The following is a 10,203-nucleotide window of genomic DNA, read 5'->3' as shown; positions in this document are numbered from 1 at the left end:
GTCCGGAACTTCGAAAAACCTCCTTGTATGCCCCCGACGCCGGACAAGGCGTATGCCACGAAGCCGACGGACGTTTCTGACGACGCTCGCCGCTGCAAGTGTCACGCTCCCGCTCGCTGGCTGTGCCGGCGGTGACGAGCAATCCGGAGACGAGGGGACGGATGCAATGAACGACGAGGCGACTGATTCGATGGAAGGCGACGAACCGAACAGCTCGACGGATGGTGATGCGATGACTGATTCGATGTCGGGCGGCGAGCCGAACGGCTCGATGGAGCAGGTGAACGAAACGGAGTCGATGGACGGCAGCGCAATGACCGAATCGATGGCGGAGTCAGCGGACGGCAAGTCGATGGGTGACGACGAGACGAACGATACTATGGCCGAAAACGAGACGGCGTCGTGAATCGGCCGGTGACGACCGCAGCAGACGCCGCCGGACTACACGCGCTCGTTGACCTGGTCGGCCTCAGTCGTCAGTCGCGACGGCGCTGTCTTCGCCATTTCCGTCCTCGATCTCGTTCAGCACGCGCTGGTGGAACTCCTGTAAGACAGCCGACTCGTCCTCAGCGAGCACCACATCGCTGGCCATCAGCGTTGCGAGGCCGAAGGCTCGCGGCGACGGCGAGTCGACGCGGGTCCGGACCACGTCCACGTCGCCGTCCTGCATCGCACGCAGGACGGTCTCGATGCCGTCGACGTTGAGCTTGTCCTCCAGAATCTCGCGGTAAGTCTCCTCGACGACGGCGAAGTCGCCGAGGTCCTCGGCGAACCCGAGCAGCATCTCCGAGGAGACCTGTTGTTCGCTGGCCGACTTCTCATAGCCCTTGTAGCGTTTGAGTATCATCAGGGACCGCGTGGCGTTGATGCGGAAGTACCGCTGGAGGAGGTCCGTCCCGTCGAGGCTAGCCCGGAGGCCCTCGCGGGCCGTCTCGGGATCTAGATCGCCGACGATTCGCGCGATGTCCACCTTGCGGTTCAGCGGCATCGAGAGCGTGAAGCCGTTGTCGGCGACAGCGACCTGAACGTTCGCACTGGCCGCCCGAGCGATGTGGTAGGCCAGCAGGCGTGAGAACCCGTCGTTGAACCGCCGGCCGTAGTTCGAGTGGACGTGGTAGTGCCGTTCATACTCGTCGTGGTCCAGCGTCTCCTCGATGACGAGGCGGTCGGTCGTGGCCACGCTGTCCGGGCCGGCGTAGGCTACCTGCTCGCGGAACATCCGCGCGATGGCCCGGACGCTATTCTCGTCGACGGGGAACGTCCGGAGCCAGTTCCGGACTTCCGACATCCCGCCGTCGGCCAGTCGGTCCAGCAGTTGGCCCTGGAAATCGAGGATCTCGCGGCCGAGGTCGTACGACAGCGGGAGGCGCTCTGAGAACCACGACGGGACCGTCGGGCGGGCGGCAGTCCGGTCGACGTACACCTTCGACCCGCGGCGGTAGCGGTACTCGAAGTTGTTTCCGCCCAGCACGAACACGTCGCCTTTCTCTAACGTGTCCAGATACGATTCGTCCAGTTGGCCGACCCAGCTATCGTCGCTTCGGGTGACTACGTCACAGGTAAACGAGTCCGGAATCGTCCCGATGTTGGTCATGTAGATGACCCGCGCGAGCCGGCCGCGTTTGCCGATGAGGTGCTCACCCACGTCGTAGTCCTCGTAGTGGTGCTCGCCGTCGGGCGCGTCGTTCGTGTCCCGCCAGATTTTGGCGTAAACGTTCTTATCCTCCATCCCCGGGTAGTCGGCGGTCATATACCGCATCAGCCGTTCCCAGTCCCCGTCGTCGTAGTCCCGGTACGGGTAGGCCCGCCGGAGGACACTCTTGAACGTCTCCTCGGGGCGGACATCGTTGATAGCCATGCCGTATATCTGCTGGGTCGCCACGTCCTGTGCGTTCTCAGGGATGAACACGCGGTCGACGAAGCCCCGTTCGGCCTTTTCGAGCATCACCGCACACTCTACGAGTTCGTCGCGGTCCAGTGCGATGACGCGGCCCTCGACAGTCTCGCCGAGTTGGTGGCCGGCGCGGCCGATGCGCTGGAGCAACGCGGCCACGGATTTGGGCGAGCCAACCTGCACGACGAGGTCGATGTGAGGCATATCGATGCCCAGTTCCAGACTGGTCGAGGTCGTCACCACATCGAGTGACCCCTCCTTCAGCGACTCCTCGATGTTGCGGCGTCGCTCCTTCGAGAGCGAACCGTGATGACAGCCGGAGTTGGACTCGTCGTAATCACCGAACTTTTCACGGAGGTTGTGCAGGACGCGTTCGGCTCCCGAGCGCGTGTTCGTGAACACGAGCGTGTTGGTGTGAGATTGGATGTGGTCGTGGAGCTGGGTGTAGAACCGCTCGGTGACGATATCCCGCGGCGTGTTGATGAGGTCGTCGGCCGGACAGGACAGCTCCATGTCGAAGTCGCGGGCGAACCGCGTGTCGACGATTTCGTAGTCGCGGGGGTCGCCGCCGGGCTCCTCACAGCCGACCAGAAACTCCGCGACGGTGTCCAGCGGCTCGACGGTCGCCGAACAGCCGATGCGTGTCGGGGATGTCTCGACCATCTCCTCTAGGCGCTCCAGCGACACCGAGAGGTGCGTGCCGCGCTTGTTCTCGGCGAGGCTGTGGATCTCGTCGACAATGACGTACTCGATGGTTTCGAGTTTCTGCTTGAACTTCGGGGAGTTCAGCAGAATTGCGAGGGTTTCCGGCGTCGTATTGAGGATATGTGGTGTCGTTTCCAGCATCGCCTGCCGTTCGCTGTCGCTGGTGTCGCCGTGGCGGATGGCGTGCCGGATTTCCACGTCCTCGCCGCGCTCGTCGAGTTTGGCCGTGATACCGTCGAGTGGCTGTCCGAGGTTTCGGTGGATGTCGTTTGCCAGCGATTTCAACGGTGAGACATACAGACAGTAGACGGAGTTCTCCAGTTCGTCCTCGCGGGCCTTCCCGAACAGTTCGTTGATGATGCCGGTAAAGGATGCGAGGGTCTTGCCGCTCCCCGTCGGCGCACAGATGAGCGCGTTCTCGCGCTCGTGGATGAGCGGGATGGCCTCTTTCTGTGGCGGCGTGAAGAAGCCGCCGTTGCCCGGAACGAACTCGCCGAACTGCTCGACCCACCACTCCTGGACGACGGGCGCGAGGCGGTCAAGCACCTCGCCATCGTCGATGTCGACTGCCTCCGGGTCGAACTCCGGGTCCGTCGCTGCGAGACGCTCGCGTCCTCCCATTGTCGGCTCTTACCGACCTGTAGGACTGCCGGGGCAAGTGGGTTCCGCCATCTCCATCGTCGCTTTGAGAGTATCGTAACTCAAATATTTCCGTGAGGTTCCACGAGATTCATTACGCTGGGCGGCAGTGAACCGAATATATGTCGTTGCTGCCCTCCCGCGGTCCCGACACAAGCACCTCACAGGACGGGGAGCTACAGGTCGTCGGGGTCGACGAAGACGTCTCAGCCGTACTCGATGCCCTCTCCTCGGAAACGGCCAGAGAGATTCTCAACACCGTCTACGACGAGCCGGGAACGCCTTCCGAGCTGGCTGACCGACTCGATATGTCGATACAGAAGGTCTCCTATCATCTGGAGAAACTAGAAGACGAGGAACTCATCGCTGTCGCCGGGGTCCAATACTCTGAGAAAGGCCAGGAGATGAAGGTGTACGAACCCCCGGAGGACCCGCTAGTGTTGTTCGTCGGGACGCAGGAACGCAAGCAGTCGCTCCGGTCGCTTGTCCGCCGCGTCCTGCCCGTTATCGGTATCCTCACCGCGGCCAGCGTCATGCTGCAACTCCTGCTCGGACAGTTCCCGATCCAGTTCGGGAGTTCGGGGGCCGGCAGCGATGCGGGAACCGCCGGTGACGGTGCGCAGGGTGGCGGAGACGTTGAGAGTCTGGACACGGCGAACCGGACAGCCGCGACGGCCGAATCCACACCGACCCCGACAGCGTCGGATGACGGCGGATTCCAGATAGCCGAGGCGACGGAGACACCAGAGGCCACGCAGGCCCCGAGAAGCACTCCGGCTCCGGAGGCTGACACCCCGGTCGCAGCAATGACCGAGGAGGCACGGCAACTAACGACCGACGCCGCGGCCGGTGGCGGCTTCCATATCGAGCCCGGCGTGGCTTTCTTCCTCGGTGGGCTGCTTGTCCTGACGCTGTACGTCTCGTTCTGGGCGTACAGGAACTACCGCTGAGCCGGTTCAGCGACCCACCCGCTTCAGTCCGAGTCGGTCCGTTCAGCGACCAGCACGCCGGCCTGTTCGGTAACCATCTCGACAGCTGTCAGCGCGTAGCCGGCATCGGTGAAGGCATCGGCGAGGACGCCGACCGTCGCCGGGTCGTCGACTTCGGGGCTGTAAAACGGTGCGTCGGGGTCGTCATCGCCGAACAACATCACGTCCCCAAGGACGATGCGCCGCGGCCCCAGATCGGCGATGGTGTCGATAGCCTCGCGTTTCTCGTCGTCGCCGAGGTGGTGCATCGCGAAGTTCGACGTCACGATGTCGACCGAGCGGTCGACGTTCGGAGAGCGGAAGCGACCGTTGCCGAAAGAAACGTTCTCGACGCCGCGTTCCTCGGCTTTCTCCCGAGCTTTCTCTAGCATCCCGTCGCTGATGTCGCGGCCGATAATATCCGCTGCGTTGGACGCGAGCGCGAACGCGATGGCTCCGGTGCCAGTGCCGAGGTCGAGTACCACGTCGTCGCTTTCGGGGGCCGCGTGGTCGACAACGAAATCCACGCAGGCGCGATACGCCGCCGAATCCTGGTCCTCGTCGTACGCGTCAGCGTGTTCGGAGAACCGCTCGGCGTGTTCGTCGAGTGATTTCTTCATACGCGCTTCTCGTCGTGCTCGCACAAGTGTCTCCCGCTCCGTTTCGCAGTTTTGCCACAGACGCGGTTCGGTTAAAACGGTTTTTGAGCCACGGGTGAATTTTTGCTATCCCCGTCCAAAGCATGAACTGCGCCGTCGACGGGTGACCTTCCCACACGGCCGCCCTGACCCCGTCCCCGCCGACGGCCACCGCCCTCACTCCGCTGACGCTCCCTGGTGGTTCCCCTGCCGACGTGTGCCCCCAGACACCAACCCTTTGTCCGTTCGCTCGCTGTCGTCCGGTATGCGTCTCACGTTTCTCGGCACCGGCAGCGCCATGCCCACCGGCTCTCGAATGCAGTCCGGCTATCTGCTGGAACGCGACGGGAACCGGCTGCTCATCGACTGTGGTAGCGGCGTGTTGCACTCGCTGGCCCGAACAGACGCGGGATACGAAGGCGTCGACACTGTCTTGCTGACACATCACCATCTCGACCACGTCTCCGACCTCGACGTGCTGATGAAGGCCCGCTGGCTGGCCGGTGAGACGGACCTCACGATAGCTGGCCCGCCGGGGACGAGCGACCTGATTCACGACCTGCTTGAAACACACGACTACATGCAGGACCGGCTGGACTTGACACTCAAAGACCTCGACGGTGGATCGTTCGATCTGGCAGGGTTCAGCGGCGACACCTGCGAGACGTGTCACTCGATGCAGTGTTTCGCGTATAGACTTTCAGTCGGTGACGGGCCAGCAATAACGCTCGGTGCTGACTCCGAGGCGTTCACGGACCTCATCGAGTTCGCCGACGGGTCGGCCGTACTCGTTCACGACTGCTCGTTCCCGGACGACGTGGACGTGTCGAACCACCCGACGCCGAAGACCCTCGGTCAGACGCTCCGCGATGCCGACGCCGAGGTCGGCCGCGTGTATCTCACCCACCTGTACCCACACACGGAGGGACGACACGAGGAGATGCTCGAGTCGATAGCAGACAGCTACGATGGCGACGTGCAGTTCGCTGAGGACAGCCTAACGATAACAGTCAGCTAGACGCGTTCGAGCGTGACGCGGAACTCGGCCCCGCCAGCGTCGCTTTCGCCCACGCTGACCCTGCCACCGTAGGATTCCGTCAGCGCTCGAACGAACCCGAGGCCAAAGCCGGTGCCTGAACTCTCCTGGCCCTTCACACCCATCTCGAAGATATCAGCACGCAGGTCCGGCGAGACACCATTCCCGTCATCGGCGAAGCAGACCGTAACCTCGTCTGGACTGGGTTCCGCCGGGTACACTCGCATATGGACCTCGTCTCCGTTGTGGACCGCCGCGTTGGACATGATATTCGTGAACACCGAGTCGAGCAGGTCACCGCCGTACACCTGATACTCGAAGTCTGACGGCGCAAAATCGATAGTCAGTGACCCGTAGTTGGCTCTGACATCACGTACCGTATCCCCAAGGACCGATTCGAGGTCGTGCGGCTCCGGATTGTCCTGTGCTTCCAGCGTCGAGACGAGGTCGCCGACACGCTGGATGAGGTCGGCGGCGCTCTCGGCCGCGCGCTGGATCTTGCCGGCGTACTCCTCGGTCTGGCCGTCGACCTGTCCAGCGACGACGTCGGCGAACCCAGCGATGACCTGCAGGTCGTTACCCAGGTCGTGGCGGAGCAGTCGGTCGTACATCTCGATCATCTCCTTTCGCCGTTCCAGATCCCGGTGTGCCCGTTCTAGCCGTTCACGGGAACGGATATTGGAGATGGCCGTCGCGGCGTGAGTGGCAAGAATCTCCATCGGTCTGACGTACTCGTCCCCGAACTCCTCGACGGTCTGTGATCGAGTAACCAACACCGCAGTCACCTCGTCACCCATCCGAGCCGGGACGGCCAGCGCACCCGTCACATCCGAGTCGGCCGTGACAGCGGCATCAGCGCCCTGTTCGACCAGCGTTTCGCCGGCCTCCTGCGCCCGTTGAGCCAAGTCACTCGGTGGCTCGCCCTGCACGAGGTTCGGGTTTGTACTGTGGACGACGCGGAGCTCGTCGTCGCGAACCTCGACGAACGTAGAGTACGAGAACTCGAACAGCAGCGACATCGCTTCGAGCGTGAGGGAGACGACCTCGTCGACGGACTCACACCGATTGAGCGCCTGGCCGTACTTGTTCAGGTCGGCGACCTGTCTGGCAAAGTCCTGTTGTTCTTCGAACGACATATCACCCACTCCTCGCAGACATTGGAACTACGTACCAATGGAGAGCGGGGCAAAAAACGGTTTCGGGGGAACTCACCGGCGGAGTGAAAGACGGCAGACACGTCTCGTGGGGACGCGGCTCAATCGAGGCGGTAACGCAGCAGCGCCGCGACACCGCCGAGATTCGAGAGTTGCTGTCCGGGCGCGAACTCTGCGGAGAAGACGGTCACGTCCCCGCCTTTCTGTTCTGTCGTTTCGATGATCTGGTCGACATCGATATCCCAGTCGCCCTCGCCGGCCCGCTCCAGCCGGAGGCGCTCATCGAGCACGAGCAGCGTCTCGATAGCGCCGTAGTCGGCCGCTTTTGCGACTTCCTCCGGGCCGTACGCCACTTCCGAGCCCGACCCGATGCGCTCCATCAGTTCGTCGATGTAGTCCGCCTCCTCGGCGATGCGGGTCTGCTGTTGGACATCCTCGACAGCGCCGCGTTTGAGCACTTCGTGGACACCGCGGTCGCCGACGGCGGACGTGTCTACGACGGTAATCTGTTCGGCGATATCGGGAATCTCGTCCTGAAAGTGGTCCAGCGCGTCCTGCTTGGTGAAGCCGGGACCCGCGAGGATGTAGGCGTCCACGTCCTGTCGCTTGAGGACCGATGCCAGTTCGTCGAACAGTTCCTTGCGTGGACGGGCGTACTCTCCTTTCCCGGTCGTCGAGGTGATGGTCGCCCGCTCCTCGGTGCCGTACTGAGCGACGGTGTGAACATGAGCCTCCCCTTCCTCCACGGTCGCAATCGCCACGTCGGGGTTCTCCGTCGCTTCGACGGCCTCCTCAAGCCGGTCGGCCTGATCGGGCTTGAGGTGTTTCTCGACGGTGAGTTCGGTGTGTTCCTCGACGTTGAGCGTGTGGTGAAAGCCCAGCTGGTCCTCGCGGGAGCAATCGACAATTTCGCCGCCGACACGGAGGCGATTGGCGAACTTCGCGAACTCCACGTCGGTGACCTCGATCTGAATCCACATCGGCTCGCGCTCGCCGCCTTTGTCACGGAGGTTGTCGTCGTTGCGCTGGATGCGCCGCGTCGTGTCGCCGGAGACGAGGTCCCCCGGCTCGATGACATACGAGAGATGCCAGAGGTCGTCAAGGGTCTCGGGGACCACCTCGATGCGTTCTGCCCCTTCCGCGGTGGTCTCCTGACTCTGTATTTGCATACTGAAGCGTCCGCTTCAGGGACACAAGTGTTCTGCCATTCACTGCGCTGGGACAGGAAAACCGTGACCGAACTAATCAGGCGACCGAGCCTGCAGCGGGCGTCGCGGGTTCAGAGGCGATATCCGGTATCTCCCTGACAGCGGTCCCGATGGCGTAGGCCCCGGCCACGTAAGCGTAGAACACGACGAAGGGGGTCAGGACAGAACCCACGACGGTGACGCTCAGGACGCTGACGACGACGCCAGCGAGGAGGCTGATACCGAACGCCACGAGCCAGCCGGTCGCGTAGGTGCGACTGAACAAGAGCGGGCGGAGGTCGTTCGGCGAGAACGCCGCGGCGACGCTGTCAGTCCGAACGTAGGCGACGACAGCGGCCGGAACAATGTACACTGCGGCCATGGAAATCGCGAGCATTCCGAGCGCGGCGACTGTGAGGACCAATCCCATGACTAGGCCACCGAAGGCGGTATCGCTGGGTCCGAAAGTGGCAACAGTGAGGAACAGTGCCGCCGCAACGATTACGGTCGGGACCAGCGAGTAGACGAATCCGATAGCGGACGCCTTCAGCCCGTCCATGCCCAGGTCGCCCCATTCGTCAAACTCCGGCGTCGTCGTCTCCCCATTCATCACGGCCCGGAGTGATCGGACGACGTACCCGAACACGAAGAACAGCGGAACGAGGAGGAAGCTCAGGAACAGCAACGCGCCCCCGATAGCGATGGTTTTCACTGCGCTGTCGCTGTCCCGCGGATACGATAGTGCTTCTTGGAACATGATGGTACTTCGTGACATCGGCCTGGCCGGCGTGGCTGCTGCCACGTCAGTCTCGACAATATGTCACATCAATTTATAATACGACCTACAGGTATATATAGCAGTACGTGCGCCGTGCTGTCCGGTGTAGCCAGACAGTTCTCCGTGTTACTGCTGGTCAGTGCAGCCGGACAGTTCTCGGTGTCACTACGTGTCGGCGTCGCCCTCAGCAGTTGCCTGCAGTCGCGCGAACGCCTCCCACGAGGGGTCAGCGCCGGGGTGTGACTGCCGAGTCCCATCGACGTACAGTCCTGAACCGTCCGTCACCTCGCCGACAACGGCGGCCGGCGTCCCGCGGTCCCTGAGCGCGTCGACGACACTATCAGCGTCCGCAGGGTCGACGGCAGCCAGAAGCGTCCCGCAACTACTGACGTGCCAGGGGTCGATGTCGAGCGCGTCACAGAGCGCGCCGACGCCGTCGGCGACCGGTACCGCGTCGCTGTCCACGTCGAACCGGACGCCTGCGCCGTCAGCCATCTCGATGAGCGCGCCGGTGATGCCGCCCTCGGTGGCGTCATGCATCGCGGTCACGTTTCCGGCGTTCGTCGCGGCCATGGCGTCCTCGACGAGTGCGGTGTCAGCCAGACGTTCCTGTGCGGTGGCGGTTCGGTCGGGCGACAGCCCGATCTGCGCCGGGAAGAGGGTCGAAAACAGGCCCGTGATCTCCGCACCGGGACCGGTCCCGACGACCAGTTTATCGCCCGGTCGTGCGCCGTCCGGCCGGACGATGTCTTCGTGGGACCCGACGCCAAGCACCGTTGCGCCGCCGACCCATGAGTAGTCGACGCCCGAATACCGGGCGGTGTGGCCGGTGACGACGCTTACGCCGACTTCTTCGGCCCGCCCGGCGAAGCCGTGCCACATCGCCGCCAGTTCGTCGTCGGTCATCTCGGGCGGGAGTGTGAACGTCACCGAGAGGTGGGTCGGTGGGACGCCGGAGACGGCAACGTCGGCCAGTACCACGTCGAGTGCAAACCGACCAGCCCGCTCAAACCCCAGGTCGGGGAGAACTGACAGCGGGTCGGTGGCTGTGACGAGAGCGTCACCGCCCACGTCGATGACGCCGAAGTCAATGCCGTGCGTCGGCCCCAGCGTCACGTCCTCTCGGTCCGCGCCCAGTTCCGGGTAGATGACGCTGTCGAACAGTTCGCGGTCAATTTTCCCGAGGTCACTCATGCAGTCGGTC

The 10,203-nt window shown here is 63.3% G+C and carries 9 protein-coding genes; 3 read left to right on the top strand and 6 right to left on the bottom strand.

All coding sequences use genetic code 11. The features are described 5' to 3' along the window. The first annotated feature begins 52 nt into the window (after positions 1-52). On the top strand, positions 53-406 hold the full coding sequence (locus tag AV059_RS15215) for a hypothetical protein (RefSeq protein ID WP_058995744.1): 354 nt from the start codon (positions 53-55) through the stop codon (positions 404-406). Between the two features lie 63 nt (positions 407-469). Here the strand turns inward: AV059_RS15215 and AV059_RS15210 are convergent, their stop codons facing one another. Beyond that, complete coding sequence (locus AV059_RS15210; RefSeq protein ID WP_058995742.1) at positions 470-3,220, bottom strand: ATP-dependent helicase; 2,751 nt, start codon at positions 3,218-3,220, stop codon at positions 470-472. A gap of 140 nt (positions 3,221-3,360) precedes the next feature. Here AV059_RS15210 and AV059_RS15205 point away from each other — a divergent pair, with 140 nt between their 5' ends. Next, positions 3,361-4,188 (top strand): winged helix-turn-helix domain-containing protein, encoded by an 828-nt coding sequence (locus tag AV059_RS15205; RefSeq protein ID WP_058995740.1) that lies wholly within the window; start codon positions 3,361-3,363, stop codon positions 4,186-4,188. Between the two features lie 23 nt (positions 4,189-4,211). Here AV059_RS15205 and AV059_RS15200 read toward each other — a convergent pair whose 3' ends face one another. Continuing rightward, on the bottom strand, positions 4,212-4,826 hold the full coding sequence (locus AV059_RS15200) for a class I SAM-dependent methyltransferase (RefSeq protein WP_058995738.1): 615 nt from the start codon (positions 4,824-4,826) through the stop codon (positions 4,212-4,214). A 283-nt stretch (positions 4,827-5,109) separates the two neighbouring features. Here AV059_RS15200 and AV059_RS15195 point away from each other — a divergent pair, with 283 nt between their 5' ends. Beyond that, positions 5,110-5,862, top strand: a complete 753-nt coding sequence (locus AV059_RS15195) for an MBL fold metallo-hydrolase (protein ID WP_058995736.1) — start codon at positions 5,110-5,112, stop codon at positions 5,860-5,862. On the opposite strand, the gene AV059_RS15190 is transcribed toward AV059_RS15195, so the two are convergent. From AV059_RS15190 to AV059_RS15175, 4 genes are all read right to left on the bottom strand, one after another. Further along, positions 5,859-7,016 (bottom strand): ATP-binding protein, encoded by a 1,158-nt coding sequence (locus AV059_RS15190; protein ID WP_058995735.1) that lies wholly within the window; start codon positions 7,014-7,016, stop codon positions 5,859-5,861. The genes AV059_RS15195 and AV059_RS15190 overlap by 4 nt on opposite strands. 119 nt (positions 7,017-7,135) lie before the next feature. Further along, entirely contained in the window at positions 7,136-8,203 is a 1,068-nt protein-coding gene (locus AV059_RS15185; protein WP_058995733.1) for an mRNA surveillance protein pelota, read from the bottom strand. A gap of 76 nt (positions 8,204-8,279) precedes the next feature. Further along, on the bottom strand, positions 8,280-8,996 hold the full coding sequence (locus AV059_RS15180; RefSeq protein WP_228841820.1) for a DUF4013 domain-containing protein: 717 nt from the start codon (positions 8,994-8,996) through the stop codon (positions 8,280-8,282). A 168-nt stretch (positions 8,997-9,164) separates the two neighbouring features. Then, positions 9,165-10,193 carry an AIR synthase family protein gene (locus AV059_RS15175; protein ID WP_058997630.1) on the bottom strand — a complete coding sequence of 343 codons (1,029 nt, stop codon included), beginning with the start codon at positions 10,191-10,193 and terminating at the stop codon, positions 9,165-9,167. Between the last annotated feature and the right edge of the window lie 10 nt (positions 10,194-10,203).

The sequence above is a fragment of the Haloarcula sp. CBA1127 genome (assembly GCF_001485575.1).
GTDB lineage: Archaea > Halobacteriota > Halobacteria > Halobacteriales > Haloarculaceae > Haloarcula.
The sequence above is the reverse complement of the archived record's forward strand: the minus strand, read 5'-3'. Positions and strand labels throughout refer to the sequence as shown.

What these genes read in the sequence shown, in the direction of transcription:
- AV059_RS15210 (WP_058995742.1), bottom strand. Translation starts at nt 3,220, where the DNA reads ATGGGAGGACGCGAGCGTCTCGCAGCGACGGACCCGGAGTTCGACCCG.
- AV059_RS15190 (WP_058995735.1), bottom strand. Translation starts at nt 7,016, where the DNA reads ATGTCGTTCGAAGAACAACAGGACTTTGCCAGACAGGTCGCCGACCTG.
- AV059_RS15195 (WP_058995736.1), top strand. Translation starts at nt 5,110, where the DNA reads ATGCGTCTCACGTTTCTCGGCACCGGCAGCGCCATGCCCACCGGCTCT.
- AV059_RS15205 (WP_058995740.1), top strand. Translation starts at nt 3,361, where the DNA reads ATGTCGTTGCTGCCCTCCCGCGGTCCCGACACAAGCACCTCACAGGAC.
- AV059_RS15180 (WP_228841820.1), bottom strand. Translation starts at nt 8,996, where the DNA reads ATGTCACGAAGTACCATCATGTTCCAAGAAGCACTATCGTATCCGCGG.
- AV059_RS15185 (WP_058995733.1), bottom strand. Translation starts at nt 8,203, where the DNA reads ATGCAAATACAGAGTCAGGAGACCACCGCGGAAGGGGCAGAACGCATC.
- AV059_RS15215 (WP_058995744.1), top strand. Translation starts at nt 53, where the DNA reads ATGCCACGAAGCCGACGGACGTTTCTGACGACGCTCGCCGCTGCAAGT.
- AV059_RS15175 (WP_058997630.1), bottom strand. Translation starts at nt 10,193, where the DNA reads ATGAGTGACCTCGGGAAAATTGACCGCGAACTGTTCGACAGCGTCATC.
- AV059_RS15200 (WP_058995738.1), bottom strand. Translation starts at nt 4,826, where the DNA reads ATGAAGAAATCACTCGACGAACACGCCGAGCGGTTCTCCGAACACGCT.